General features: G+C 70.6%; 23 protein-coding genes. 11 read left to right on the top strand and 12 right to left on the bottom strand.

Going from position 1 to position 25,344, the window contains the following annotated elements:
• Positions 1 to 37: 37 nt before the first annotated feature.
• Both R4I43_RS15735 and R4I43_RS15730 read right to left on the bottom strand, forming a co-directional pair.
• Positions 38 to 1,354 (bottom strand): MFS transporter, encoded by a 1,317-nt coding sequence (locus tag R4I43_RS15735; RefSeq protein WP_324266349.1) that lies wholly within the window; start codon positions 1,352 to 1,354, stop codon positions 38 to 40.
• A 47-nt stretch (positions 1,355 to 1,401) separates the two neighbouring features.
• Entirely contained in the window at positions 1,402 to 2,163 is a 762-nt protein-coding gene (locus R4I43_RS15730; RefSeq protein ID WP_324266348.1) for a 3-hydroxybutyrate dehydrogenase, read from the bottom strand.
• A gap of 125 nt (positions 2,164 to 2,288) precedes the next feature.
• Between R4I43_RS15730 and R4I43_RS15725 the strand changes: the two genes are divergently transcribed.
• From R4I43_RS15725 to R4I43_RS15705, 5 genes are all read left to right on the top strand, one after another.
• Entirely contained in the window at positions 2,289 to 2,609 is a 321-nt protein-coding gene (locus R4I43_RS15725; RefSeq protein WP_324266347.1) for a hypothetical protein, read from the top strand.
• Between the two features lie 372 nt (positions 2,610 to 2,981).
• The gene (locus tag R4I43_RS15720) at positions 2,982 to 3,932 is read left to right on the top strand and encodes a hypothetical protein (RefSeq protein WP_324266346.1); all 951 of its coding nucleotides are present in this window, start codon (positions 2,982 to 2,984) and stop codon (positions 3,930 to 3,932) included.
• A 110-nt stretch (positions 3,933 to 4,042) separates the two neighbouring features.
• Positions 4,043 to 4,777 carry a hypothetical protein gene (locus R4I43_RS15715; RefSeq protein WP_324266345.1) on the top strand — a complete coding sequence of 245 codons (735 nt, stop codon included), beginning with the start codon at positions 4,043 to 4,045 and terminating at the stop codon, positions 4,775 to 4,777.
• A gap of 425 nt (positions 4,778 to 5,202) precedes the next feature.
• Positions 5,203 to 6,600 carry a serine/threonine-protein kinase gene (locus R4I43_RS15710; protein ID WP_324266344.1) on the top strand — a complete coding sequence of 466 codons (1,398 nt, stop codon included), beginning with the start codon at positions 5,203 to 5,205 and terminating at the stop codon, positions 6,598 to 6,600.
• A 249-nt stretch (positions 6,601 to 6,849) separates the two neighbouring features.
• Positions 6,850 to 8,394 carry a serine/threonine-protein kinase gene (locus R4I43_RS15705; RefSeq protein WP_324266343.1) on the top strand — a complete coding sequence of 515 codons (1,545 nt, stop codon included), beginning with the start codon at positions 6,850 to 6,852 and terminating at the stop codon, positions 8,392 to 8,394.
• Here R4I43_RS15705 and R4I43_RS15700 read toward each other — a convergent pair whose 3' ends face one another.
• Positions 8,395 to 9,294: a LysR family transcriptional regulator gene (locus tag R4I43_RS15700; protein WP_324266342.1), complete on the bottom strand. Its 900-nt coding sequence runs from the start codon at positions 9,292 to 9,294 to the stop codon at positions 8,395 to 8,397.
• 110 nt (positions 9,295 to 9,404) lie between these two features.
• On the opposite strand from R4I43_RS15700, the gene R4I43_RS15695 reads away from it, so the two are divergent.
• Positions 9,405 to 10,358 (top strand): DMT family transporter, encoded by a 954-nt coding sequence (locus R4I43_RS15695; RefSeq protein ID WP_324266341.1) that lies wholly within the window; start codon positions 9,405 to 9,407, stop codon positions 10,356 to 10,358.
• A gap of 49 nt (positions 10,359 to 10,407) precedes the next feature.
• Here the strand turns inward: R4I43_RS15695 and R4I43_RS15690 are convergent, their stop codons facing one another.
• A complete protein-coding gene (locus tag R4I43_RS15690; RefSeq protein WP_324266340.1) occupies positions 10,408 to 11,094 on the bottom strand; it encodes a response regulator transcription factor in 687 nt (228 codons plus the stop codon).
• A gap of 39 nt (positions 11,095 to 11,133) precedes the next feature.
• Positions 11,134 to 12,384 (bottom strand): ATP-binding protein, encoded by a 1,251-nt coding sequence (locus tag R4I43_RS15685; protein WP_324266377.1) that lies wholly within the window; start codon positions 12,382 to 12,384, stop codon positions 11,134 to 11,136.
• A 282-nt stretch (positions 12,385 to 12,666) separates the two neighbouring features.
• Between R4I43_RS15685 and R4I43_RS15680 the strand changes: the two genes are divergently transcribed.
• The 3 genes from R4I43_RS15680 (at position 12,667) to R4I43_RS15670 (ending at position 15,147) form a co-directional block, all read left to right on the top strand.
• Positions 12,667 to 13,857: a PspC domain-containing protein gene (locus R4I43_RS15680; RefSeq protein ID WP_324266339.1), complete on the top strand. Its 1,191-nt coding sequence runs from the start codon at positions 12,667 to 12,669 to the stop codon at positions 13,855 to 13,857.
• The gene (locus R4I43_RS15675; protein ID WP_324266338.1) at positions 13,850 to 14,038 is read left to right on the top strand and encodes a hypothetical protein; all 189 of its coding nucleotides are present in this window, start codon (positions 13,850 to 13,852) and stop codon (positions 14,036 to 14,038) included. The genes R4I43_RS15680 and R4I43_RS15675 overlap by 8 nt, the downstream gene beginning before the upstream one ends.
• Before the next feature lie 194 nt (positions 14,039 to 14,232).
• Positions 14,233 to 15,147, top strand: coding sequence for a glycoside hydrolase family 16 protein (locus tag R4I43_RS15670; RefSeq protein WP_324266337.1), 915 nt, complete (start codon positions 14,233 to 14,235; stop codon positions 15,145 to 15,147).
• 52 nt (positions 15,148 to 15,199) lie between these two features.
• On the opposite strand, the gene guaA is transcribed toward R4I43_RS15670, so the two are convergent.
• The 4 genes from guaA to guaB form a co-directional block, all read right to left on the bottom strand.
• Entirely contained in the window at positions 15,200 to 16,786 is a 1,587-nt protein-coding gene (guaA, locus tag R4I43_RS15665; protein ID WP_407691252.1) for a glutamine-hydrolyzing GMP synthase, read from the bottom strand.
• A gap of 203 nt (positions 16,787 to 16,989) precedes the next feature.
• The gene (locus tag R4I43_RS15660) at positions 16,990 to 18,690 is read right to left on the bottom strand and encodes a GMC family oxidoreductase (protein ID WP_324266335.1); all 1,701 of its coding nucleotides are present in this window, start codon (positions 18,688 to 18,690) and stop codon (positions 16,990 to 16,992) included.
• A gap of 85 nt (positions 18,691 to 18,775) precedes the next feature.
• Positions 18,776 to 19,906: a GuaB3 family IMP dehydrogenase-related protein gene (locus R4I43_RS15655; protein ID WP_324266334.1), complete on the bottom strand. Its 1,131-nt coding sequence runs from the start codon at positions 19,904 to 19,906 to the stop codon at positions 18,776 to 18,778.
• Positions 19,907 to 20,073: 167 nt separating this feature from the next.
• On the bottom strand, positions 20,074 to 21,585 hold the full coding sequence (gene guaB, locus R4I43_RS15650; protein WP_324266333.1) for an IMP dehydrogenase: 1,512 nt from the start codon (positions 21,583 to 21,585) through the stop codon (positions 20,074 to 20,076).
• Between the two features lie 287 nt (positions 21,586 to 21,872).
• Here guaB and R4I43_RS15645 point away from each other — a divergent pair, with 287 nt between their 5' ends.
• Positions 21,873 to 22,244, top strand: coding sequence for a DUF5319 domain-containing protein (locus tag R4I43_RS15645; RefSeq protein WP_132677023.1), 372 nt, complete (start codon positions 21,873 to 21,875; stop codon positions 22,242 to 22,244).
• A 197-nt stretch (positions 22,245 to 22,441) separates the two neighbouring features.
• Here R4I43_RS15645 and R4I43_RS15640 read toward each other — a convergent pair whose 3' ends face one another.
• Both R4I43_RS15640 and R4I43_RS15635 read right to left on the bottom strand, forming a co-directional pair.
• On the bottom strand, positions 22,442 to 23,509 hold the full coding sequence (locus R4I43_RS15640) for an anti-sigma-D factor RsdA (protein ID WP_324266332.1): 1,068 nt from the start codon (positions 23,507 to 23,509) through the stop codon (positions 22,442 to 22,444).
• Positions 23,510 to 24,082: a sigma-70 family RNA polymerase sigma factor gene (locus tag R4I43_RS15635; protein ID WP_093414059.1), complete on the bottom strand. Its 573-nt coding sequence runs from the start codon at positions 24,080 to 24,082 to the stop codon at positions 23,510 to 23,512.
• 177 nt (positions 24,083 to 24,259) lie between these two features.
• On the opposite strand from R4I43_RS15635, the gene R4I43_RS15630 reads away from it, so the two are divergent.
• On the top strand, positions 24,260 to 24,394 hold the full coding sequence (locus R4I43_RS15630) for a hypothetical protein (RefSeq protein WP_324266331.1): 135 nt from the start codon (positions 24,260 to 24,262) through the stop codon (positions 24,392 to 24,394).
• A 183-nt stretch (positions 24,395 to 24,577) separates the two neighbouring features.
• On the opposite strand, the gene R4I43_RS15625 is transcribed toward R4I43_RS15630, so the two are convergent.
• Entirely contained in the window at positions 24,578 to 25,174 is a 597-nt protein-coding gene (locus tag R4I43_RS15625) for a response regulator transcription factor (RefSeq protein ID WP_029536209.1), read from the bottom strand.
• Positions 25,175 to 25,344 lie beyond the last annotated feature (170 nt).

The following is a 25,344-nucleotide window of genomic DNA, read 5'->3' as shown; positions in this document are numbered from 1 at the left end:
AGGGCGCCTCTGACCTGGTCAAAGGCGCCCTCCTGCGTCACACCGCGTGGTCGACGGCGAGATCGCGATCCCGGGTCTCCGGCGAGTAGAACACCGCGACCAGGGTCACCACCGAGCACAGTGCCACGTAGATCGAGATCGGCAGCGACGAGTCGAACGCCGCCAGCAGCGCGGTCGCGATGATCGGCGCCAGCGAGCCCGCCACGATCGACGCCAGCTGGTAGCCGATCGAGGCTCCCGAGTAGCGGACCCTGGTGCCGAACAGCTCCGCGAAGAACGCCGCCTGCGGCCCGTACATCGCGCCGTGGAACACCAGGCCCACGGTGGTCGCGAAGGTGATCACCCAGAACGACTTGGTGTCGAGCATCGTGAAGAAGAAGAACGCCCAGACACCCGTGCCGACCGTGCCCAGCAGGTAGATCGGCCGCCGCCCGAACCGGTCGGACAGCGCACCCCAGATCGGGATGCTGATGAAGTGCAGCACCGAGGCGATCAGCGCCGCGTTCAGCGCCACCCCGCGCGGCAGGTCCAGGAACGTGGCCACGTAGGTGAGCACGAACGAGGTCAGCACGTAGTAGACGACGTTCTCGGCGAACCGCGCACCCATCGCGGTCAGCACCTCGCGCCGGTAGCTGCGCAGCACCTCCAAGATCGGCGGCTTCTGCTCGGCACCGGACTCCTCGGCCTTGCGCTGGGCCTCCAGGAACACCGGCGACTCGGCGACCGCCAGCCGCACCCACAGGCCGATGAGCACCAGGACGCCGGAGAGCAGGAACGCGATCCGCCAGCCCCAGGCCAGGAAGGCCTCGTCGGACTGCACCGCCGCCAGCAGCGCCAGCACCGCGGTGCCGAAGACGTTGCCCAGCGGCACCCCGGCCTGCGGCCAGGACGCCCAGAAGCCGCGGCGCTCGGGCGAGCCGTGCTCGGAGACGATGAGCACCGCACCGCCCCACTCGCCGCCGATCGCGAAGCCCTGGATCAGCCGCAACGCCGTGAGCAGCAGCGGAGCGATCACGCCCACCGACTGGTAGGTGGGCAGCAGGCCGATCGCGAACGTCGCGCCACCCATCAGCACCAGGCTGAACACCAGCAGCTTCTTCCGGCCGATCCGGTCGCCGTAGTGCCCGAAGACCAGACCGCCCAGCGGTCGGGCGACGAAGCCGACCGCGTAGGTGATGAACGCGAGCAGGGTGCCCATCAGCGGGTCGCCCGCCGGGAAGAACAGCTTGTTGAACACCAGCGCAGCGGCTGATCCGTAGAGGAAGAAGTCGTACCACTCGACGGTGGTGCCGACGAGGCTCGCCAGCACCACCCTGGTGGTGGACGAGCGTGCGGGAGCGGGCTCGGTTGTCATGGCTGGCGTCCTCCTTGACGGGCCGTGGTCACCTCGGGAAGAGCTGGTCAGTTGGCCGTCCATCCCCCGTCCATCGACAGCGACGCCCCGGTGATCGACGTGGTCCCGGGACCGCACAGCCAGGCGGCGAACTCAGCGACCTCGTCGGGTTCGACCAGCCGCTTCACCGGGGTCCGGGCCAGCAGCACGTCCTCGGTGACCTGCTCCTCCGGCACCCGGTGCAGCCGCGCCTGCTCCGCGATCTGCCGCTCCACCAGCGGGGTTCGCACGAACCCCGGGCACAGGCAGTTCGAGGTGACGCCGTAGGGGGCGCCCTCCAGCGCGACGGTCTTGGACAGCCCTTCGATGGCGTGCTTGGCGGTGACGTAAGCGCTCTTGAACGGCGAAGCGCGCAGGCCGTGCACCGACGAGATGTTGATGACCCGCCCCCAGCCGTTGCGGTACATGCCCGGCAGCGCGGACCGCACGATGCGGAACGGCGACTCGACCATCACCCGCAGGATCGTGCCGAAGACCTCCGGCGGGAACTCCTGCAGCGGCGCGACGTGCTGCAACCCGGCGTTGTTGACCACGACGTCCGCGCCCTCGCCCAGGCCGTCGGCGTTGCCCGGGTCCGCCAGGTCGACCACCCGCGCGGTGGCACCCAGCTCCCCGGCGAGCGCGGTGACCGACTCCGCGGCCCTGTCCACGGCGATCACCTCGGCACCCGCCGCGGCGAATCTCCTGGTCACGGCGGCACCGATGCCGCTGGCCGCCCCGGTGACCAGGACGCGCTTGCCGTTCAGATCGAGACCGGTTCGCTCGCTCATAGCGACAGAACCTAAGCGTGACGACGATCTCAAACCAGACTTGATTCACAACCTTTTCGAACCGATCCGTGAATCAGGGCGATCCCCCATATCGGACATGCCCCGTCAAGGAGCAGACTGGGGGCATGGGCATGGTTATCGGTCTGGTCGCACTCCTGGTGACGCTGGGCGCCGTGATCGCGGCGGCCGGGCACGCGGGCTATCTGGCGATGCTGACCTCCGCTGCGAAGAAGCGCCCCGGTGGGCAGCCGGCAGCCGACTTCGCCAAGAAGCGCTACCCGATCGCCGGCGTCGGCCTCGGTGTGACGCTGCTGGCGCTGTTGATCGGCACCGGCGACACGGTGGGCGCGGACGTCTTCGCCACGCTGCTCGGCCTCGGCGGCGGCGTGGGGTCCCTCAAGGCCCTGCAGAGCACTCAGAGCCGCTTCCGAAAGGGAGAGTTCTGATCTGCTGGTCCTGAACTCGACCTGCTAGTCGGTGCGGGTAGCGGAACCTGACACGCCGTCTGGCTCCGGGCGCCACTCCTGATGTATGCCAATACACGGCGTCGCGGCGTCCTCACCAGACGACGCGTCAGAACCCGCGGCGGTGAGGCTGCGAGGGTGGTTCACACGACTCGCGGCTGCGCCGCTCGCACAGGACCGACACAAGTCTCGCGTCCTTCGCACCTCGGTTCCGTCTTTGGGTGACGTTCGTCCGGGTGATCCTTGATCCTTATCACCCGTTCGATGCATCAAGAGCGCCGTTCGGAGTACCGATCTTCTCGACGCGAAGCTCGCCGTGAAACCCTCGCGGGTTGCAGAAAGTCGAGATCTCCGATGCAGAGCGGCAGAACCATCGGCTGGAGCGGCCGACTCGATTGGCCGCCGCAGTCCCCGGCACCGGCTCCTGGCCGGCATCGCAAGAACGAGACCGGCGCCGCCTGGGCGCCGGTCCCCACGCAGCGGACCGGGTCGGAGGAGCCTTCGCCCCGGCTGGCGATCGATCCGCTGACCGACACCGCACCGGTGGGCGGGCTGCACAAGTTCGACCTCGGCATGGTGCCCGCCTCGGTGACCCCACCACCCACCTGGCGCCGCGCGGCGTGGTTCGCGATCGCCTCCTCGGTCGCCGCGCTGGGCGGGCTGGTGTTCGCCACGACGCTGGTGTCCAGCCACACCACCCGCATCGACGGCCTGGACCTGCCGTCCATGCCGCGCGGCGGCCAGTACCCGCCGATCCCGCGCGACCCCTACTTCCTCACCGGCGACCCGACCCGGCCCTCGACCGCGGGCGCCACGCCACCACCGAGCAGCCCGAACCAGCTGGTCGCGGGCCCCGTCCCGACCGCCACCCCCGTCCCGCAACCCGGCGAGGAGGACTCGGGCGCCGACCCCGAACCGGGCTCCCCGGGCAGCGGCACCCCCGGCGCGCCGCCGACCACGAGCCGACCGCCCACCAGCGAGGCCCCGCAGCTGCTGAAGCTGACCGACACCGAGGGCATGCAGCGCAGCAGCGAGCAGTACTACGCGGCGATCTCCGGGGGTGACCTGCCGGGCGCCTACGCGATGACCACCGGCCGGTTGCGCGAGGAGGGCTACGAGGCCTTCGCGGGCCGCTACTCGTACGCGAAGCGGGTCGAGGTCGAGCAGGTCTACGTGACGCCGACCAGCACCACCCACACGCTGCGGCTGACCCTGCCGGACGGCTCGGTGCGGACCGAGCGCCGGATGCTGCGCTACGAGATGGCCGAGAACCCGATGATCGCGGCGGACGACCGCCTCTCCTGATCACGGATCGTGAAGCACTGCTCCGTTCGTGATCTTCGGCGCCACCTCTTCCGGTGATCTATCTGAGAATCCTTCCTATTCGGACCGAAGGCGGGGTACGTCTTCACGCCGTGGACCACCCCAGCGATCGCCCGACCATCGACGACACCGTCACGGTCGCCGAGCTGATCCGGCGCGGCCCGCACACCCGCGAGCAGGGCCTGCTGGCCACCGAGCTCGGCTCCGACGCCGACAGCACGCCCACCCGGTCCCCGAAGGCCGGGTTGATCGTCCTGACCGCGCTCGGCGTGCTGCTGCTGATCTCCGCCGCCGGCGCCGGGGCGCTGATCATGACCAAGCCCGCGCAGCTGCCGCGACCGGCCCACTCCAGCGCCGCGATCAGCGGCGCCCTCGCGCTGCGCCCGGACCTGGTGCTGCAGGCGAAGTGGCCGTTCGAGGGCAACGGCGGGTTCGAGTCCGCCACCGAGGGCGGCGGGACCGTCGCCGCCGCCGAACCCGGCAACGCCTACCTGGCCAACCCGGCCGCGGGCAGCCAGAGCACCACGCTGCGCGTCGTCGAGGACTTCTACCGCCTCGCGCAGGACGCCCCGGCCCGGCTCGACGAGCTCCTCGCCCCCGAGCTCGGGCAGGCCGAGGAGCTCCACCGGGCGTGGGAGTCCGTTGACGCGGTGCGCGTCGTGAGCCTGCGGGCGCAACCCGACTCCTCGGTGTCCGCGCTGGTGGAGGCCGTCTACCCGGGTGGCGACCGGGTGCTGCTGGACCAGAACCTGCACGTCTCGCCCGGCCCGCTGCCGCGCATCGTCGGCGCCGAGCTGCGCAGCGCACGGCAGCTGCCGCCCGGCTGAGGTGCACAACAATGCGGCAACGACCCGCATCTGCTCACACCCGGGCCCACCGGGGCCACCGCCGCCGGTACCGTGGCGTGAGCCGGTCGGTGCCGAGGGTCACAAGCCCGCGGGCACCGGCCGCCTGGGGTCCGGACCACCAGCGCAAACGACTGCGGTGCGAGGCCGGATCACGGTGGTTCCGGGCGCGGTCGGCGTAGTCTCGAAATAGGTCGTACCGATCTTTTCGACTTCGGACCTACGCCCACACGGCGTCGGCTAGGCTGCCGTATCGCGGTTCGGTGGCAACCCGAGTCGTGCTTTGAACGTGTACTTGTGGGGGGCCGATGCCGGTCCGCCCTAATCCGCCGGTGTTCGGCGGGCCACCTCCGGGACTCCCGGTGGGCGGCGCCGCTGGGCATCGATAGCAGTACGGGGAGACGTCGGTGAGCGACGAAGGTCGCCTGGTCGCCGGACGCTACCGGGTGCAGCGACGCATCGGCAGTGGCGCGATGGGCGTGGTGTGGGAGTGTGTTGACGAGCGCCTGCACCGCACCGTTGCGGTCAAGCAGTTGCTGTTGCAGCCCGGTCTTGATCCGGGTGAAGCCGAGGAAGCGCGGCAACGGGCAATGCGGGAGGGCCGGATCGCGGCCCGGCTCCAGCACTCGAACGCGATCTCGGTGTACGACGTGGCCGAGGACGAGGGGCAGCCGGTCCTCGTCATGGAGTACCTGCCGTCGACGAGCCTGGCCGCGATGATGTCCGACCACGGCCCGCTGCCGCCGCGCGAGGTCGCGCGGATCGGTGCGCAGGTCGCGTCGGCTCTCGGCGCCGCGCACGCGGCAGGTGTCGTGCACCGCGACATCAAGCCGGGCAACATCCTGCTCGGCGACAACGGCCAGGTGAAGATCACCGACTTCGGCATCTCCCGGGCGCAGGGTGACGTGCAGGTCACCAAGACCGGCATGCTCGCCGGCACGCCCGCCTACCTGTCGCCGGACGTGGCGATGGGCCAGGAGCCGACGCCGGCCTCCGACGTGTTCTCCCTCGGCGCCACGCTCTACGCGGCCATCGAGGGACACCCGCCGTTCGGCCTCAACGAGAACACCTTGGCGCTGCTGCACGCCGTGGCCGCGGGCAAGATCGAACCGCCGCAGCAGGCGGGGCCGATGGCACAGCCGCTGATGGCGATGATGGCCGCACGCGTGCAGGACCGGCCCGACATGGCGCAGGTCCGCGAGATGCTGCAGGCCGTGGCCGACGGCGGTTCGGTGAGCTCGATCCCCACGATGGCCGCACCGATCCCGCCCGCGCTGGCCCCGGAACCCCCGGAGAACGCGACGAGCGTGATGGGCGCGGGTGCCGCGGCGGGCACCACGGTCGCCTACTACGAGGACGACCCCTACTCCGAGCAGCCCTACGAGGACGCCACGTCCTACATGGGCGCTGACCCGCGCGCCGACGAGGTGGCCTACGAGGAGCCGCGGCGCAGCAAGCGCCCGGTGATCATCTCGGCCATCGCGCTGGTCGCCGTCGCCGTGATCGCCGTGCTGGTCACCTCCGCGCTGCGCGGTCCGCAGGAGCCGACGCCTCAGCCGGCCAACCAGCAGACCGAGGCTCCGCAGCTCCCGCCCCCGCCGCCGGAGACCAGCAGCGAGGAGGAGACGACCACCAAGTCGACCCGCACCACGACGAGGGAGACGGAGACCTCCTCCGAGGAGCCGCCGACGACCTCGCAGCAGCAGCCGTCGACGACGCAGCAGCCGACGTCGACGACCGAGGAGACCTCCAGCCAGCCGACCCGGACCTCCACCAGCCAGAGCGGTAGCGTCACCACTCAGTGAGGTAGACCCGGACATTCGGTTCACGTGCTGCGGCCGGGGTGCTCATCGACAGGTGAGCGCCCCGGCCGCAGGCGCATTCCGGCCCCGGGGTGCCGTCGGGAACGCACGGCCCAGTAACGTGGCTGCGGGCGTGACACCGTCGGGTGAAGCCGGCAGCGGGGAGTCCGGTCCGCCCGCATCGCTAACGAGAAAACAGGCAGTCCTTAGACAGGCGAGCCCCGTCGGGCGAGCCAGTACCAGGAGACACCGGTGAGCGCCGAAGGTCGTTTGATCGCGGGCCGGTACCGCTTGCAGCAAAAGATCGGCAGCGGCGCCATGGGCGTGGTGTGGAAGGCCGTCGACGAACGCCTCCACCGCACGATCGCCGTCAAGCAACTGCTGCTGCAGCCCGGTTACACCCCCGAGGAAACCGAGGAAGCGCGCCAGCGGTCGATGCGCGAGGGCCGCATCGCCGCCCGCCTCCAGCACCAGAACGCAATCGTCGTGTTCGACGTGGCCGAGGACGAGGGCCAGCCCGTGCTGGTCATGGAGTACCTGCCCTCGACGAGCCTCGCCGCGGTCATCGACGAGCAGGGCGTGCAGCCGCCGATGCGGGTGGCCCGGATCGGCGTTCAGGTCGCCGGGGCGCTGGCCGCCGCGCACATGGCCGGCATCGTGCACCGCGACCTCAAGCCGGGCAACATCCTGCTCGGCGAGAACGACCTCGCCAAGATCACCGACTTCGGCATCTCCCGCGCGATCGGGGACGTCGCCGTCACCAAGAGCGGCATCCTCGCCGGCACCCCCGCCTACCTGGCCCCGGAGGTCGCGCTGGGCCGCGACCCGGCACCCGCGTCGGACGTGTTCTCGCTGGGTTCGACGTTGTACGCGGCGATCGAGGGCGGCCCGCCGTTCGGCACCGACGAGAACGCGATCAGCCTGCTGCACCGGGTCGCGCGCGGCCAGTTCGAGCCACCGCGCCAGGCCGGGCCGATGACGCCGGTGCTGATGCAGATGCTGTGCCCGGACCCGGTCGACCGGCCGACGATGGCGCACACCCGCGACCTGCTGCAGGCCGTCCTCGACGGCCGTCCGGTGCCCAACGCGGCCCCGGGAGCCGGAGCGGGCTGGCAGCGCCAGCAGCAGCCTCCCGCACCGGCCCAGCACGGTGCCGGGCCGACGATGGCGTACCAGGGCGGCATGGGCGGCGGCGCGAACCCGCCCACCCGCGTCGGTGGCGCCGCCCCGGTGGCCGCCGCCGCTGCGCCGCGCCGCGGCGGCAAGCAGGTGGCGCTGTGGATCGTGGCGATCGTGGTGGCGATCCTGGTGGGCGTGCTGGCCGCCAACGCGTTCGGTTCCGGCGCGCAGGAGCGCAGCGCCCCGCCGCCGGCGCCGAAACCCGTTCCCAGCGCCGCACCGGCCACGACGACCTCGGCCGCGCCCACGTCGTCCTCCGCCGCGCCGACGACCAGCCACGCCCCCACGTCCAGCGCGACGAGCACCAAGAAGCAGGTGACCAAGGAGGAGCTGGTCTCCACGGTCAAGAAGTACTACGGCCTGGTGCCCAAGCAGCTCGACGCCGCGTGGAAGCTCCTCGGCCCGAGCCTGCAGTCGCAGGGCAAGGAGCGGTACGAGGCGTTCTGGAAGCAGATCGACGACGTGAAGATCATCGGCGAGCCGGTCCAGTCCGGCGCCAACGTCGTGGTCACCCTGCAGCTCACCAAGGACGGCAAGAAGAGCACCGAGATGCACGTCCTCGGCATGGTCGCCAACACCGACGGCCAGGCCTTGATCAACACCGACAGCCGGAGCTGATCAGGCGGTCTTCGCGGTCTCCTGCAGGCATTCGAGCAGGGACCGCGTGGCCGGGAGGTCGGCGACGGCGTCCCGGGCTGCGACGTAGAGGCGGCGGGTCGGCTCCGGGTTGGTGACCGCGCGGACCTCCACGCCCGGGTGCACGACGTCGAGGCCGAGCCGCGGCACCAGGGCGATCCCCATGCCGGCCGCGACGAAACCCTGGGCGGAGTAGGTGCTGTCGGTCTCCACCGCGACGCGCGGCGTGAAACCGGCGCTGGCGTAGGCGTCCCGCAGCAGCCGCGAGCAGATCCCTCCGTCGGTCACCGCGCTGTTGACCCAGGAATCGTGGGCCAGCTTGGCCATGTCGACGCTGTCCTGGTCGACCTGCGGGTGGGAGCCGGGCAGCACGACCCGGTAGGGGTCGTCGGCCAGGTGCACCAGCCGCACCCCGCGCCGCTGCGGCACCGACTCGCCGACCACGATGACCGCCAGGTCCGTCTCACCTGACGCGACGTCCTCGAGCAACCCCTCCTCCTGCAGCTGCAGGTCCAGCTGCACCTCGGGGTGCTCGGCGCGGAACTTGGCCACGGCCTGCGGGATCAGGCCGACGGCAGCGGTGGTGAAGAACCGCAGCCGCAGCAGGCCCGTCCGGCCCGCGCGGATGTCGGCGAGCTCGGCCTCGGTCTCGTTGAGCAGCTCGGAGATCCGCCCGGCCCGCTCGGCCAGCAGGGTGCCCGCCGGGGTGGGCCGCAGGCCGCGGCCGGCCTTCTCCAGCAGCGGGGTCCCGGCCTCCTTCTCCAGCGTCGAGAGCTGCTGGCTGATGGCCGAGGGGGTGAAGCCGAGGTTGGACGCGGCAGCGCTCACCGAGCCGCTGGTGACCACCGCGCGCAGGACCTGCATCCGCCTGACGTCGAGCATGCCCCGATGCTACAGGATATCTTAACGGTTCGTTGAGATTAATTCGCTTGTCCTTACGCCTCAGCTTTTGCAAGCTGGTCTTGACGACACGACGGCACTGGGGAGCGGAGATGAACAACCCGACCAGCTACCTGCGGCTGGGGGCGCTCGCACTGTTCTGGGGAGCGAGCTTCCTGCTGATCAAGCTGGGCCTGGAGGCCCTGTCGCCGACGCAGCTCGCGCTGGCCCGCATCGTGCTGGGCGCGCTGACGCTGCTGGTGATCTGCGCGGTGCGCGGCCTGCGCATGCCCGGCGACCGGAACCTGTGGCGGCACGTCGCCGTCGCCGCGGTGTTCGCCAACGCGCTGCCGTGGGTGCTGCTGGCGGTGGGCGAGCAGAGCGTCGAATCCGGGCTGGCGGGCGTCATCAACGCGACGACGCCACTGTGGACGGTGCTGTTCGGGCTGCTCGCCGGGCGCGAGGCGCTGCCACCCCACCGCGCCGCCGGACTGCTGGCCGGATTCCTCGGCGTGCTGGTGATCTTCGCCCCGTGGCAGGGCGGCGGCCTGCTCGGCTGGGGCGTGCTCGCGTGCGTCGCGGCGGCGGCCAGTTACGGCATCGGGTTCGTCTACACAGGACGGTTCATCACCGGCCGGGGCACGCCGCCGCTGGCCCTGGCGAGCATGCAGCTCACCGCCGCGATCGGGTTCTCGCTGCTCGCGCTGCCCATCGACGGCCTGCGGATGGTGCACTGGAACCCGGTGGCGCTGCTGGCGGTCTTCGCCCTCGGCGTCGTCGGCACGGGCATCGGCTTCGCGCTGAACTACCGATTGATCGGCGACGAGGGACCGACGACGGCCTCCACCGTCACCTACGTGATGCCGATCTTCTCGGTGCTGCTCGGCTGGCTCCTGCTCGGTGAGCAGCTCCCGTTCCGGGTGCTGCTCGGCATGGCCGTCGTCCTCATCGGAGTCGCCCTCACCCACCGCAAGCCCCCGGGCCCGGCGGGCAACCGCTTCTGGACGGGCTTCACCCGAGCCTCCCAGCTCTACGCCGACCTCGCCTCGAACCACCCGATGAAGTGACCCTCACGCTGGGAAGTTCGAATTTCGCGCGAAATTCGAATCCCCCTGGTCACACGAGGCGGCGGTCCGAGGCCCAGCGGGAGAGCTCGTAGCGGTTGGAGAGCTGGGTCTTGCGCAGGACGCTGGAGACGTGGGTTTCCACCGTCTTGACCGAGATGAACAGCTCGGAGGCGATCTCCTTGTAGGCGTAACCCCGGGCCAGCAGGCGCAGGACCTCGCGCTCGCGGCGCGTCAGCAGGTCCAGCTCGGGGTCGCCGACGGGGGCCGCGTTGGGCCCCTCCGAGAACGCGTCGAGGACGAAACCGGCCAGGCGGGGCGAGAACACCGCGTCGCCCGCCTTCACCCGGGTGATCGCGTCCACCAGCTCGCGCCCGGAGATGGTCTTGGTGACGTAGCCCCGGGCGCCGCCGCGGATCACCGCTATCACGTCCTCGGCCGCGTCGGAGACCGACAGGGCCAGGAAGACGATCTCGCCCTTGTCCTCCCCGGACTTGCCGCGCACCTGGCGGAGGACCTCGGCACCGCCGCCGTCGGGCATGTGGACGTCGAGCAGCACGACCTCGGGCCGGTAGTGCCCGATGCCGGCCACCGCCTCGGCGACCGAGCCCGCCTCGCCCACCACCTCGACGCCGTCGGCGGCGGCGAGCTCGGCGCGAACACCGGCGCGGAACAACGCGTGGTCGTCGACGAGGAACACCCGGACCGGGCCGGTCTCCTCGGTGGCTTCACCGGTCACAACATCCTCCGAACGCCGTTTCCCCTGGCAGACTACGCGTCACGTCGCCGACCTGGGCATTTCCATCGCCACCTCGGTGCCCTGGCCGGGTGAGGTGCGCACCTTGACCGCACCGCCGTGCCGCTGCACGCGACCGCGGATCGAGTCGGCCAGCCCGTGCCGGTCCTCGGGGACCGAGGACGGGTCGAACCCGGCACCGCGGTCGCGGACGAACACCGACACCAGTTCGGGTTCGACCTCCGCGTAGACGCTGACCTCGCTGACCCCGGCGTGCTTGGCCGCGTTGACCAGCGCTTCCCGGGCCGCGTTGAGCTGGGCGGTGAGCCGGTCCTCGAGCTCGCAGTCACCGACGACGACCTGCTGCACGGTGATCGCGAAGTGGTCCTCCACCTCGCCGCAGATGCGGGCCACCTCGGCGGCGAGGGTCCCCTTCTCCTCGACGGGCACGTCACCGCCGTAGCCGTCCGGGCCGTAGAGCCAGCCGCGCAGTTCCCGCTCCTGGCCGCGGGCGAGCCTGCGGACCTCGCGCTCGGAAGCGGCCTGCTTCTGGATCAGCGCGAGCGTCTGCAGCACCGAATCGTGCAGGTGGGCGGCGATCTCGGCGCGCTCCTGGGAGCGGATGCGGCTCGCGCGCTCGACGTTGAGGTCGCGCACCAGGCGCACCCACCACGGAACGGTGAGCACGGCGACGCCGACGAGGGTGGCACCGGAGGCGAGCAGCCCGGTCGGCAGCGCGTCCAGCGAGCTCGTGCTTCCCACCAGCAGGGCCATGCCGAGCACGACCAGGACAGCACCGGACATGACGCGGATCCAGGCGCTGCGCGCTCCCGTGCCGAGCAGGGCGCCCGCGACCCCGGAACGGGCGCCCTGCCGCCAGCGGCGGCGTTGTGAGTCGTCCGCCTCCCGCCACACGACCGCCGCCCCCACCAGGGCCACCACGAGCGGAACCGTGAACCAGGCCGGCATCGACAGCACGGCGCCGAAGGCGGCCAGCGCGCCGACGCCGAGCAGCACGATGCCGAACCCCTGCTGCCACTCCCGCTTCGTCGCCGGGCGCGATCCGCCGCCCTGCGGCACGAAGACCCACAGCAGCGCGTACCCGAGGATTCCGGCACCGCCGAGCGCGGAGAGCACCGCGAAGGCCATCCGCACCCACAGGACCCGGACGCCCAGGTGTTCGGCCACGCCCGCGCACACCCCGGCCAGCAGCCGCCCGTCGCGCGTCCGGTGCAGCCGGGGCAGGGCCGTCGGCATCGGCTCGGTCGGTGCGTTCGAAGTCGACTGCCGCATACGCGGGTCGGTCCGCACCGGGTTCACCTTGCGCCGGGTGGGCGGGGTCTGATCGTCGGGGGCCGTCACGTTTTCGATGGTCACACGGTCGAGGTGACCCGGGCATCAGGGACCGCCCTGACATCCCCACGGGACCGAGGTCCCAGTGGGAACTCCCCCCTCCTGGCCAGACCACGAGCCCCACCGAGAGCTCGTTCCCCACCGGGAACCTCGCCGACCCCGGGGCGGATTCAGGGGGCTCCCCGATGCCCGCGGACGGCGCCGGATCGGATAGTGGTCGTCATGAACAGCACGCAGCAAACCGGTGGTGTCGAGGCCACCCTGCGCGACTTCTGGGCCACCCGCCCGGTCCGCCCGCGCAGCGGTTCCAAGGCGGCGGGTGTGTCGGCGGCGATCGCACGCCGGTACGGCGTCGACCCGATCCTCGTGCGCGTCGCCTTCGTGGTGCTCTCCTGCTACGGCGGAGCCGGTCTCGTCCTCTACATGCTGGGCTGGCTGCTGTTCCCGAAGGAGGCTCCGCCGCTGCCCGGCCAGACCACGCCGAGCCGCCAACCCACCGAGACCTGGATCGCGGTGGTGCTGGTGGTGCTGCTGGTCCCCGGCATGATGTGGATGATCAGCTCGATGGCGGTGCTGGGCCTGGCCGCAGGACCGGTCGCGCTGTACTTCCTGCACCGCAACCAGGGCGACCGCCAGGTGACCGGGACGTCGAACCCGCCACCGCAGGCTACGCCGACCGGCGAGAACACCTGGGTCTACCCGGGTGCCGCGCCGCAGCAGCAGACGCCACCCGCGTGGGATCCGCTGGGCGCGGCGCCGTTCGCGTGGGACCTGCCCGAACCGCAGGAACCCGAACCGGCGGAGCCGAAGTCCCGCCGGTTCCGCTGGTACAACCCGGTCGCGCTGCTCGTCGCGATCATCGGCGCCACCTTCGTCGCGTGGCTGGGCGCACCGGCGTACTTCGCTGCGGCGACCGGCCTGGGACTGCTGGGCGCGGCGATGATGCTCGGGGCGTACCTGCACGTGGGCCGCTGGCCGGTCCTGATCGCGGTGCCGCTGGCGCTGGTCGCGCTGGTCACCTCGGTCGCGCACCAGTACCGGATCGACGGAGACCTCAGCGTCGGCGACCTGCGGAGCGCACCTGTCGAGATCGCCGACGTGCAGCCGAACTACGACCGCTCGGCCGGAACCATCGACCTGGACCTCTCGCAGCTGCGGATCAGCACCGGTCAGGTCCTGCACACCGGCGCCACCGTGGGGGCCGGACGTGTGCAGGTCCGCGTGCCTCCGACGGCGGACGTGCGGGCGGAGTGCGGCGTCGACGTCGGCGAGCTCGACTGCCTGAACCGGCGTTCCAACGGCCAGGGGTTGCACCAGGTGATCACCGACGAGGGCCCGGACGGGCCTGGCGGTGGCGAAATCGTGCTCACCGCAACGGCGGGCACCGGCGACGTGGAGGTCATCCGTGACTGACGAGAGCAAGCCCTACGAGGGCCCCGACCCCGTCCTGCTCTTCGGGGGCGCCATCTCGGCGATCATCGCGGTCGCGGTCGCGCTCGACCTGGAGAGCCACCTGCAGTGGATCCTCGCGGGTGTGGCGGTGCTCGTCGGGATCGCGCTGCTGGTGGTGTCGCTGCGCCGCCGCGCCGAGTGAATTTGCCAGTTCCACCGGCATTTTCGCGGTGCGGTCGGGAGTTCTCCGGGAATTTTTCCCACTCGTCGCCCGATCGCTTCTCTGTCCTCTTCCAAAACACGACAACATCGCCCGAGCTCGGTTCCGGTCTGCTGATACTGCGGTCTTGATCGATCTGAACAGCGTTGCTCCCACAATCCCCGCAAGGAGCTGCTATGACCAGGAACCGCGTGCTCGCCGGCGGCGCCGTGCTCGCCCTGTTCGTCTCGCTCCCGTCCGCCGCTGCGGCGAACCCGAGCGAGGCGCCGAAGGACGTCAAGCCGCGCGCTGAGGTCTTCTTCGACGACTTCTCCGGCGGCGAGCTCGACCGCTCGAAGTGGCAGGTCGAGGTGACGGGCGAGAACTTCGGCACCGTGAACAACGAGCAGCAGGCCTATGTGGACTCACCCGAGACGATCTACATCGACCACGACGGCGGAACCGGCGCCCAGAACGGCGCGCTGGCGCTGCACCCGCGCTACAAGCAGGGTTTCCAGGCGCCCGACGGCGGCACCTACGACTTCGTGTCCGGCCGGGTGAAGACCGAGGACAAGTTCGAGTTCACCTACGGCAGCTACTCGGCGCGCATCAAGCTGCCGGAGAACGCCACGGGTTCCGGCCTGTGGCCGGCCTGGTGGTCGCTGGGAACCAGCATCAACGAGGGCAAGCCGTGGCCGCAGTGCGGCGAGGTCGACGTGATGGAGCACGTCGGCGAGCCGTGGACCAGCTCGGCGATGCACGGCCCCGAGTACAACGGCGACACGCCGATCACCCACCAGCAGAACTTCGAGGGCAAGGACCCGGCCGACTGGCACACCTACCGGGTGGACTGGACGCCGGAGGGCTTCACCTTCTTCGTCGACGACACCCAGACCTACCAGGTCACCAAGGCCGAGTTCGACGCCAACGGCTGGACCTGGGTCTTCGACGACCCGCAGTACATGATCCTGAACTTCGCCACCGGCGGCCAGTACCCGCAGAACGTCAACGGCGTCACCGAGCCCTACCCGGGCCTGCCGCAGGAGAGCGTCGACAAGATCAAGGCGGGAACGGCCCGCTACCTCATCGACTGGGTCAAGGTCGAGCAGTGAGGCGCTGACCGACGAAGGGCCCTTCTGACCAGGTCAGAAGGGCCCTCTCGCGTCACTCCCACTCGATCGTCCCCGGCGGCTTGGAGGTCACGTCCAAGGTGACCCGGTTGACCTCGGGGACCTCGTTGGTGATGCGGGTGGAGATCTGCGCCAGGACGTCGTAGGGCAGCCGCGTCCAGTCCGCGGTCATCGCGTCCTCGCTGGAGACCGGCCGCAGCACGACCGGGTGGCCGTAGGTGCGGCCATCGCCCTGGACACCGACGGAGCGGACGTCGGCGAGCAGCACCACCGGGCACTGCCAGATGTCGCGGTCCAGGCCGGCGGCGGTGAGCTCCTCGCGGGCGATGGCGTCGGCGGCGCGCAGCGTCTCCAGCCGGTCCGCGGTGACCTCACCGATGATGCGGATGCCCAGGCCGGGGCCGGGGAACGGCTGCCGGTGCACGATCGTCTCCGGCAGGCCCAGCTCCAGGCCGACCCGGCGGACCTCGTCCTTGAACAGCGCGCGCAGCGGCTCGACCAGCGAGAACTGCAGGTCCTCGGGCAGTCCACCGACGTTGTGGTGGCTCTTGATGTTGGCCGCGCCGGAGCCGCCGCCGGACTCCACCACGTCCGGGTAGAGGGTGCCCTGCACCAGGAACTCGATCTGCTCGCCGGCGGCACCCGCTTCGGCCTGCAGGTCGCGGGCGGCCTGCTCGAAGACGCGGATGAACTCCCGGCCGATGATCTTGCGCTTCTCCTCGGGGTCGCTGACCCCGGCCAGCGCGCCCAGGAACCGGTCGACGGCGTCGATGGTCACCAGCCGGACGCCGGTGGCGGCGACGAAGTCCCGCTCGACCTGCGCGCGCTCGCCGGCGCGCAGCAGGCCGTGGTCGACGAACACGCAGGTCAGCTGGTCACCGATGGCGCGCTGGACGAGCGCGCCCGCGACGGCGGAGTCCACGCCGCCGGACAGGCCGCAGATCGCGCGGCGGTCGCCGACCTGCTCGCGGATCGCCGCCACGGTTTCGTCCACGATGGACGAGGTCGTCCACTGCGGACGGACACCGGCGATGTCGTGCAGGAACCGGCGCAGCACCTCCTGGCCGTGCGGCGAGTGCACGACCTCCGGGTGGTACTGCACGCCGGCCAGCCGCCGCTCGACGTTCTCGAACGCGGCGACCGGGGTGTCCTTGGTGCCCGCGGTGACCTGGAAGCCCTCGGGAGCCTTGCTCACCGAGTCGCCGTGGCTCATCCACACCGGGTGGTGGCCGGGCAGGTCGTTGTGCAGCCGTCCACCGTCGCCGCTGATCTCGACCTCGGTGCGGCCGTACTCGCGGGTGCCGGTGTGCTCGACGGTGCCGCCGAGCGCGGCGGTCATCGCCTGGAAGCCGTAGCAGATGCCGAACACCGGGACCCCGGCGTTGAACAGCTCCGGGTCGACCTGCGGCGCGCCGTCGGCGTAGACGCTGGAGGGGCCGCCGGACAGGACGATGGCGGCGGGGTTGCGGGCCGCGATCTCCGACACCGGGGTGTCGTGCGGGACGACCTCGGAGTAGACCTGCGCCTCGCGCACGCGCCGAGCGATCAGCTGGGCGTACTGGGCGCCGTAGTCGACAACGAGAACAGGCCCGTTGGCGCTGTTGCTTGCGGAACCGGACACGTGGTCGCCGACCTCCTTGGCCATCGCACTGCGGTCCGGCCATTGTCGCAGGTAACGAAGGCCACAACCGCATCGGCCCGGCCAACCGCCCGACGCACCCCCACCCCGGGCGACGCGATTTCAAGGGAACTCGGGTTTCCGATTTCAATGGAAGTCGGGAACAAGATTTCCATTGAAATCGCGGCGCCCCCGGAGGGACGGGGTCAGACGAGGGGGAGTTGGAGGGCGGCGGGGGCCGACGGCGGGACGGCCGGGGACTTCGGCTCGACCGGGGCGATCTTGCGGTAGCCCGCGGACTGGTCAGGGCGGGTGTCCGCCTCGCCCTTGTTCGGCCACATCGAGAAGGCGCGCTCGGCCTGGGCGGTGATCGTCAGCGACGGGTTCACGCCGAGGTTCGCGCTGACCGCCGAGCCGTCCACGATCGACAGCGTCGGGTAGGACCACGCCCGGTGGTACGCGTCGATGACGCCGGTCTCGGGACTGTCGCCGATCGCGCAGCCGCCGAGGAAGTGCGCGGTCATCGGGATGTCGAACATCTCGCCCCAGGTGCCGCCCGCGATGCCGCCGATCTTGTCCGCGACCAGCTCATTGGCCTGCTCACCGGACTCGATGTAGCTCGGGTTCGGCGCACCGTGCCCCTGCTTGGAGGTCAGGAGCCGCTTGCCGAGCACCCGCTTGACGCTGGTGGTCAGCGAGTTGTCGAGGCTCTGCATGACCAGCAGGATCACCGTGCGCTGGCTCCAGTTGCGCACCGAGAGCATGCGCAGCGACAGCTTGGGGTTCTCGCGGATGAACTTGCCCAGCTGCTTCCACCGCGAACCCCGCCCGCCCCGGGTCGCCGGGATCTGCAGCAGCCCCATCGCGTTGGCGCCCTTGGTGTAGCGGACCGGCTCGACGTGGGTGTCCTCGTCCGGGTGGAACGAGGAGGTGATGGCCACGCCGGTGGAGAAGTCGCGGTCCGGGTCGACCTTCGCCACCTGCGAGCCGATGATCGCCTCGGAGTTGGTGCGGGTCAGCATGCCCAGCCGCTTGGACAGCTTCGGCAGGTCGCCGTTGTCGACGCTGCGGTGCAGCAGGTTCTGCGTGCCCCAGGTCCCGGCGGCGACCACGACCTGGTCGGCGCTGAAGATCTTCGGCTTGCGGTTGAGCTTCGCGCCGGTGCGCGAGGTGGCGATCCGCCAGCGGCCGTCGCGGCCCTTGCCGAGCCGGTTGACCGTGGTGAGCGGGAAGACCTCCGCCCCGTTCTTCTCCGCGAGGTAGAGGTAGTTCTTGACCAGGGTGTTCTTGGCGCCGACCCGGCAGCCGGTCATGCAGGCGCCGCACTCGGTGCAGCCGGTGCGCGCCGGGCCCGCCCCGCCGAAGTACGGGTCGGCGTCGGTGCGGCCGGGCTCGTTGAAGTACACGCCGACCGGGGTGGTGTGGAAGGTGTCGGCCACGCCCATGTCGGCCGCGACCTGCTTCATCACCACGTCGTGCGGGGTCTCGGACGGCTGGTCGATGACGCCGAGCATCTTGGTGGCCTGGTCGTAGTGGGGCGCGAGCTCCGACTCCCAGTCGGTGATGTGCGCCCACTGCGAGTCCTGGTAGAAGGGCTTGAGCGGTCGGTAGAGCGTGTTGGCGTAGTTCAGCGATCCACCGCCGACGCCGGCACCAGCGAGGATGAGCACGTCGCGGAGCATGTGGATCCGCTGCACGCCGAAGCAGCCCAGTTGCGGGGCCCAGAGGAACTTGCGCAGGTCCCAGGAGGTCTTCGGCAGCTCCTCGTCGGAGAACCGGCGACCCGCTTCGAGCACCGCGACCCGGTAGCCCTTCTCGGTCAGGCGCAGGGCGGCAACGCTGCCGCCGAAGCCCGAGCCGATGACCACCACGTCGAAATCGGTACCGCCACCACCACGTTGTGCCATGCGCGACAGCGTAAGCGAAACTACTCGCGAGTAGCTAGCCCCGTTCCGGGCTCTGAGAGGTGGCGGATTTCCGCCCGGAACCTCGTCAGCCGCGGAGCATCAGGCCGACCTTCTGGAACTCCTTGAGGTCGCGGTAGCCCGTCTTGGCCATAGCGCGGCGGAGGCCGCCCATGAGGTTCAGCGTCCCGTACGGGTCGCTGCTCGGGCCGAAGAGCATCTTCTCGAGGTCGGCATCCGTACCGGCGAAGCCGACGATCTCGCTGCGCGGCATGTTCGGGTGCGCGGCGGCGGACGTCCAGTAGTAGCCCTGCGCGGGCGACTCGGTGGACTCGCTCAGCGCCTCGCCCAGCATCACGGCGTCGGCGCCGCAGGCGATGGCCTTGGCGATGTCGCCGGAGTAGGACAGCGCGCCGTCGGCGATGACGTGCACGTACCGGCCGCCGGTCTCGTCGAGGTAGTCGCGGCGGGCCGCGGCGGCGTCGGCGATCGCCGTCGCCATCGGGACGCCGATGCCCAGCACCTGCGTGGTCGTGGCCGCGCGGGACTGGCCGAAGCCGACGATCACACCGGCCGCACCGGTGCGCATCAGGTGCATCGCGGTGCGGTAGTCGCCGACGCCGCCGGCCACCACGGGCACGTCCAGGTCGTTGATGAAGCGCTTGAGGTTCAGCGGCTCGCCGTCCCGGGCCACGTGCTCGGCGGAGATGATCGTGCCCTGCACGAACAGCAGCTCGACACCGGCGGCCAGCAGGTCGGGTGTCAGCTCCTCGGCGTGCTGCGGGCTGACCCGCGCGGCGACCGTGACGCCGGAGTCCTTGACCTGCTTGAGGGCCTCGCTGAGCAGGTCCAGCCGGATCGGGGCGGCGTGCAGCTCCTGCAGCCGCCGGATCGGGGCCTCCAGGTCGCTGCTCTCCTCGGCGATGCGGACCACGTCGGCGATCTTGTCCTCGACGTTGGTGTGCCGCGCCCACAGGCCCTCGGCGTTGAGCACGCCCAGCCCGCCGAGCTCGCCCATGCGCACCGCCGAGGCGGGGGAGACGACCGCGTCGGTCGGGTGCGTGATCGCCGGGATGTCGAAGCGGTAGGCATCGATCTGCCAGGCCAGCGACACGTCCTTGGACGAACGGGTGCGCCGCGAGGGCACGATCTCGACGTCGTCCAAGTCGTAGCCGCGCATGGCGGTCCGGCCCATGCCGATCTCAACCTGATCCCGCACCGTGTGTCCCTCCTAGCGGCGGATGTCCAGCGAAACATTCTCTCCGCAAGCACCGCGTCTCCGCCGCGCGGGGTCCCTCGATCACCACCCGAACCCGCGAGATCACGCACAGCGACCGAGAGCCCGGCGCCGCACCGGGCACCGGGCTCTCACGAGATCAGCCGACCTCAGCGGGTCGTGTAGTTCGGAGCTTCGACGGTCATGGTGATGTCGTGCGGGTGCGACTCCTTGAGCCCGGCCGCGGTGATGCGGACCAGCTTGGCCTCCTGGAGCTCCGGGATCGTGGTCGACCCGGTGTAGCCCATGCCGGAGCGCAGACCGCCGACGAGCTGGTCGACGACCTGGGACAGCGGGCCGCGGAACGGGACCCGGCCCTCGATGCCCTCCGGGACCAGCTTGTCCTCGGAGAGCACGTCGTCCTGGAAGTAGCGGTCCTTGGAGTAGGACTTGCCCTGGCCGCGCGACTGCATCGCGCCCAGCGAACCCATGCCCCGGTAGACCTTGAACTGCTTGCCGTTGACCAGCACCAGGTCGCCGGGCGACTCGGCGGTGCCGGCGAGCAGGCTGCCCAGCATCACGGAGCTGGCACCGGCGGCGATGGCCTTGCCGATGTCACCGGAGTACTGGATGCCGCCGTCGCCGATGATCGGCACACCGGCCGGTTTGCAGGCCACGCTGGCCTCGTAGATCGCGCTGATCTGCGGGACGCCGACACCGGCGACCACGCGGGTGGTGCAGATCGAGCCCGGGCCGACGCCGACCTTCACCGCGTCCGCGCCCGCGTCGACCAGCGCCTGGGCGCCGGCGCGGGAGGCCACGTTGCCGCCGATGACGTCGACGGAGTTGCCGAGCTCCTTCTTCAGCGTCGCGACCGTGTCCAGCACCGCGCGGGAGTGGCCGTGGGCGGTGTCCACGATCAGCACGTCGACACCCGCGTCGACCAGGGCCATCGCGCGCTCGTGCGAGTCGGCGCCCACACCCACGGCGGCGCCGCACAGCAGCCGGCCGTCCGGGTCCTTGGTGGCGCTCGGGTACTGCTCGGTCTTGACGAAGTCCTTGACCGTGATCAGGCCGCGCAGCTTGCCCGCGCCGTCGACGATCGGCAGCTTCTCGATCTTGTTGCGGCGCAGCAGGCCCAGGGCCGCGTCGGCGGTGACCCCGACCTGCGCGGTGATCAGCGGCGCCGTGGTCATCACCTCGCGCACCTTGCGCGTGTAGTCGACCTCGAAGCGCATGTCGCGGTTGGTGATGATGCCGACCAGCGTTCCGTCCGGGTCGGTGACCGGCAGACCGGAGATCCGGAAGCGGGCGCACATCGCGTCGACCTCGGCGAGGGTGTCCTCCGGCGAACAGGTCACGGGCTGGGTGACCATGCCTGCCTCGGAGCGCTTGACGACCTCGACCTGGGCGGCCTGCTCCTCGACGGAGAGGTTGCGCTGCAGGATGCCGACGCCGCCCTGGCGGGCCATCGCGATCGCCATCCTCGCCTCGGTCACGGTGTCCATCGCCGCGGACAGCAGCGGAACGCGCAGGCGGATGTTGCGCGAGAGCTGGGTCGACGTGTCCACGGCGCTCGGGATGACATCCGATTCGTCGGGCAGCAGCAGCACGTCATCGAAGGTCAGACCCAGCGTCGCGAACTTATCGGGGAGGCCGGGAGCGGAGAGTTCGCTGGTCATGGCGAGGGATGTGCCTTCCTTCACGATATGGCCCACAAACCTTCAAGGTGCGGCTTGCTGGGATTACCACGGCGATCGCGTCGAAGCGTTCAGCTGTGCTGAGTAGCAACGCGGTGTCGAGATATGGGATTCCCCAGATGATAGAGACCACAGGTCAGGGCGCAGTTGCCCCGTCCCGGCAGGGGTGCGCCAGACCACGGACGGTGGTCGCAGGCGTGTGAAACCCGCCCCGACAGCCCCGCACGGGCGATCCGCCCGGTACCGTGCGGGCCGTGCCGCACGATCCGATGCCACCAGACCCGTTCGCGGGTGATCCGGAAGATCCGAGCATGGCACTCGGTGATCACGACGCCGAGGACGGTCCGCCGCTCGGTGACGAGGAGCGCGCCGAGCTGCTCGCCGACCTGACCGACCTGGCCGTCTACCAGGCGCTCCTGGAGCCCCGGGGCGTCCGGGGCATCGTGGTCGACTGCGCGGACTGCGGCGAGTGCCACTACCACGACTGGGAGTTGCTGCGCTCCAGCCTTTCCCAGCTGCTGCACGACGGCCGCATGCGCCCCCACGAACCAGCCTTCGACCCGGACCCGGGCCAGTACGTCACCTGGGAGTACTGCCGCGGCTACGCAGACGGGATGACCGAGAGCGAAACCGCCCTCTAGCCTTCTTCTCCTGATGTTCCAGGCTCAACTCGCTCGGCGGTGCGGGTAGGGGAACCTGAGCGGCTCCGTGGACCCCCGGAGGGGACGACACCGCGGTGCCAGCTGCTCAGGTGGCGCGACGAGAAAGCGCCTGCTGACGCTCGCCTGACGTGAAGAAGGGGTTCCCGAACCAGTTCGGGAACCCCTTCTTCACGGACTCAAGGCGTTGAGGTCTGCGGTTGGTTGGGCCAGAACCATCCGCCTGACGAGCTCTCCGAGCTGCTGGTCTCGCTCGGCGAGGTGGTCGGCGAGGTCGGGCCGGTGGTGCTCGACGGCGGGGTCGTGCTGCCGGTGGGCGGGACGCCCGGGTTCGGCGGGAGCGGCTGCGACGGGGACGGCTGCGTCGTCGGCGGCAGCGTCGTGGTCGGCGTCGAGGACTGCGAGGACTCGCCGCTGCCGTGGTCGATGCGCTTGGTCAGCGACTCGTGCGCGGCCCTGAGCTCGGACAACCCGTTCTCGGCGTCGACCTTGGCCATGTGCTCCTTGGCCGAGCGCAGCGCCTCCTCGGCGGCGATCCGGTTGCCCCGGTCCACGGCGCTCTCCGCCGTGTCGAGGTCCGTGCGCGCCGAAGCCGCAGCCTGCACCGCGCGGGTGTGGTCGGTGTAGAGCACCTGGGCCACGCCCCACAGCATGTCGCCGGGCTGCGCGTCGCGAGCGGCCACGCCGACACCGGTGAAGGTGATCATCAGAACCGCTGCCGCGGTGGCCACCGGGACGAGGTGCCTGCGGCGCAGGAAGCTGCGCGGCCGGCCGGCCTCGGCGATCGCCGCGGCGGCGGTGTCGGTGTCCACCAGGTCACCGATCGGCGCCGAGTCGACGTCCTGACGCCAGGCCACCAGCAGTTCTTCCAGGCTGGGACCGCCGTCGGCCGACACGGGCACGTCGGGGTTCGTTCCGCCCAGCGCGTCGAGCAGGACGTCGTCATCCTGCAGCGCGGCCAGGTCGATCGGTTCGTCGCTGAAGTCGTCGAGGTCGGCGAGCTCCGCGTCCGCGTCACCGCGCGGACGGAAGGTCAGCACCTCGGCACCGGCCTCTTCGCGGGAGGTCTCGGGCTCCTCGGAGCCGGAGTCCCGGTGGTTGTCGCTCAGTTCCGTTCCCTCGTCTGCGGATCCCTCAGCGGGAGCCGAGTCCCGCTCGTCTGCATGGGTCGAACGGTCCTGCTCCAGGGCGGACTCCTCGGTGGGGTCGCCTCCCAGCTCCCCTCCGGGCCCTTTCCGCTCAGCCATTCAGACCACCTCCTCCGCGGACAGCGTCTTCCGCAACCGGGCCAGTGCGCGATGTTGTGCCACGCGCACAGCGCCCGGTGTCGAGCCGACCGCTTCGGCGGTTTCCTCCGCCGACAGCCCGACTACCACCCGGAGCAGCAGGATTTCCCGCTGCTTGGCCGGGAGGATTTGGAGCAACTGCGCCATCCTGCCCGAGAGCTCACCCTGCATCGCCCGCTGCTCTGGACCGGCCTCGGACTCCGGGGTGTCCGGCATGTCCGCGACCGGTTCGGAACGGTTGCGAGCTGACGCACGGTGCGCATCAGCCACCTTGTGCGCGGCGATGCCGTACACGAACGCCAAGAACGGACGACCCTGGTCCTTGTAAGTGGGCAGCGCGGTCAGAACCGCCAAGCACACTTCCTGGGCCACGTCGTCCGCCGAAGCGAACGACCTCTCGTTTCGTCCGACCCTGGCGCGGCAGTACCGCACCACCAAAGGACGGATTTCGGCCAGCAAGCGCTCAATCGACTGACGATCGCCGTCGACGGCGGCGCTTACAAGAGCGTCCAGCCCGTCCCCCACATTGGTCATCGCAGACAGCAGCCCTGGTGTTACGCGTTCAAGCGATTCGGATTTGCCCGGCGAGTTTCGCGTGCACCGCACGCCGCGCCGTGGCCACCGTACCGGGCAGGAGGCGTTCGCAGAACAGGGACCGGGGATCGGGGGCCGTCGTCGTCACGCATCCACATCTACCAGAAGCCGGGGCCGGTGGTGTTCGTCCAGGCCACCGGCATCTTGGTGGTGCGCGGAAAAGCTCTCGGAGACGAGCTTCACATCGTCTCGCGCTGCCGCCCGGCGGCGGTGACGGCCGAGGTGGAGAAGGTTCTCGCCGCCGGCGGCTGAAAGTCGGGCCGACCGGAGGTGACTATGGCGCACATCACGAAATCCCGTGCGCCGCGGTGAAACGCGGCGCGGGGCGCGATGCGAGCCATAGCCACTTCCGAAGCGTCAGCTCACCCGAAGGCACTCTCGTCGGGCGGTCACCGGCGTCCCCCAACTCCGTGCCGGTGCCACCCGATCACTGGCTCAGGCGACGAGGCCGCGGCGGAACCCGTGCGCCACCGCTTGAGCGCGGTCGCGGACGCCGAGCTTGCGGAACAGCCGGCGCGCGTGGGTCTTGACCGTGTCCTCGGAGAGGTAGAGCTCGCGGCCGATCTGGCCGTTGCTCTTGCCCTGGCTCATGCCGCGCAGCACCTGGAGCTCGCGCTCGGTGAGCTGCACGCCGGGGTCGGACGGTTGGCGCGGTGCGGGCACCGAGGTGCTTGCCAGCGTGTGCGCCAGCGCCGCGACCAGTTCGGGCCGGGACGCGTCCCAGCGGAGGTAACCGCGGGCACCACCGGCGATGGCCGCGGCGATGCTCGCCGCGTCGTCGGGGGCACCGAAGACGATCACGTTGGCTTGGGGATGCGCGGACACGAGCCGCCGGGTGGCTTCGACGCCGTTGGGCACGGCGCGTTGCGTTCCCACCAGCACGACGTCCACGGCTTGCCGCGAGAAGCGAGCCAGCAGCTCGTCGCCGTGGGCGACGCAATCGATCCGGCTCACTCCGGGGACAGCCGACATCACACGAGTGAGCCCTTCCCGGACGCTACGTCGGTCATCGCAGATCAGGACCGTCGTCACGGGAACTCCTTCCTGCAGGCGAGTGACGTTCCACAAGCCCTATCGGACGCATGAGGCCAAACCTTGACACGATCCGGTGCTTAATCCGTCCAGAAATCCGGCCGCAGACACTCGTGAGGGACGTTCACCGGAACGGAGCAGAGTCGAACCGTCACCCCCTGCAGGGGTCG

Source organism: Saccharopolyspora mangrovi, assembly GCF_035320975.1.
Taxonomy (GTDB): Bacteria; Actinomycetota; Actinomycetes; order Mycobacteriales; family Pseudonocardiaceae; genus Saccharopolyspora; species Saccharopolyspora mangrovi.
The sequence above is the reverse complement of the archived record's forward strand: the minus strand, read 5'-3'. Positions and strand labels throughout refer to the sequence as shown.